The organism is Candidatus Atribacteria bacterium (assembly GCA_011056645.1).
Classification (GTDB): domain Bacteria; phylum Atribacterota; class Phoenicimicrobiia; order Phoenicimicrobiales; family Phoenicimicrobiaceae; genus Sediminicultor; species Sediminicultor quartus.
Genome location: DSEL01000149.1, coordinates 1 through 1,635, shown reverse-complemented (window position 1 = coordinate 1,635; position 1,635 = coordinate 1). Strand labels below are relative to the sequence as shown.

At 26.8% G+C, this 1,635-nt stretch carries 2 protein-coding genes; both read left to right on the top strand.

Going from position 1 to position 1,635, the window contains the following annotated elements:
• Positions 1 to 43 precede the first annotated feature (43 nt).
• Positions 44 to 361 (top strand): hypothetical protein, encoded by a 318-nt coding sequence (locus tag ENO17_05695; GenBank protein ID HER24519.1) that lies wholly within the window; start codon positions 44 to 46, stop codon positions 359 to 361.
• Positions 361 to 1,635, top strand: a 1,275-nt coding sequence (locus ENO17_05690; protein ID HER24518.1) for a hypothetical protein, incomplete at its 3' end; no start/stop codon positions are given. The genes ENO17_05695 and ENO17_05690, both read left to right, overlap by 1 nt.

Below are 1,635 nucleotides of genomic sequence, written 5' to 3'. Positions count from 1 at the left end.
ATATAATGTTGTTATGATCTATTAACTTTTGAGGGGTGATTTTTTGATAGATAAAACTATTTTAAAAGTTAAAAAAACTGAAAAAGCTGCCGAAAATATTATCAAAGATGCTAATAATAAAGCTGCAAAAATAGTTGACAATGCACAAAAAGAAGCTGAATCATTAATGGAAAGAACGAAAGAAGAAGCCAAAAAAGAAGGAAGAATAAAAATAGAAAAAGAAGAAAAAATAGCGATAATAGAAGCAGAGAATATTGTAAAAAGAAGCGAAAGGGAAAAGGAAGAGATTATAAAAAAATCTATCAAAAATATTGATAAAGCGGTAAAAATAGTAATTAAAAAATTAATGGAAGGTAGATAATGGCGGTTAGCAAGATAAAAAAAGTAAGTATTTTTACTCATCTTGAATTAAAGGACGAGATCATTGAAGAACTTCAAAAATTAGGCTATGTCCAAATAATAGATTTTAAATCCAAATTAAAGAAGTTAAGATTATCGGATTTTCAGGTAGTTAATAATAAAGAAGTTTTATCGGCATTACCAGAAGTAAAATATTGTATAGATTATCTATCAAATTTCGTTGATAAAACTAAAAAATCAGAAAAAACTACAATTACTGCTATTACTAAAAATGTTTACGATTACACAAAATTGCCTTTATTATTTTCTCAATTTAATTATAAAAAGATTTATGATAAGTGCAAAGAATTGGACGGAAAACTAAAGGAATTAAAAAACAGGGAAAATCATATCATTAAGATAAAAGAGCAATTAGAAGAATGGAAAGAATTAAATCTACAGGTAAAGGATTTAAAAGGAACAAAAAATACTAAGATCATAACCGGAAGCATTCCGATAAAAAACATTATTTCTTGTTTAGAAAAAATAAATAAGATAGGAAAAGAGATTGAGATCAATAAATTCGCAGAAGGTAAAAAGAAATGTAAGCTAATGATCATTTTTATACCTGAATATTATACTCCTATTAAAAAAATATTAGATAATTATGATTTTGATTATTTTCCCATTCCTTTAGAATTTACAAAAACTCCAATAAATATTTTGAAAGATATTTCCGAAGAGTTAAATAGCATTAGAGAAAAAAGAGAAATAATTGCTGTAGCAAGTAAAAAACTTTATCAAGAAAATTTATCATTGTATCTTGCTTTTGATTATCTATCCATCTTAGAAGGCAGAAAAGATATAGAAAAATATTTAGGGATGACCAAAAAAGTTATCGTTATCGAAGGATGGGTATTAGAAAAAAATATAGATAAAATGAAAAACTGGTTGTTTAATAAAACAAATGAACTGGAGATAATACTCAGCGATCCTGATGAAAAGGATGATGTACCCGTTGCTTTAGATAATAATCAATTTGTGGAACCTTTTGAATCTGTTACAGAACTATATGGAATACCAAAATATAAGGAATTTGACCCTACTCCCTTATTTGCCCCTTTTTATTTTATCTTTTTCGGAATATGTTTGTCTGATGCCGGTTATGGATTAGTAATTGCTGCATTGTCTTATTGGGCAATGAAAAAGTTAAGATTTGAAGGCATGGTAGGTAAATTCTTTAGATTATTCTTTTTAGGTGGATTGTCTACTTTTATAATGGGTGCAATTATGGGT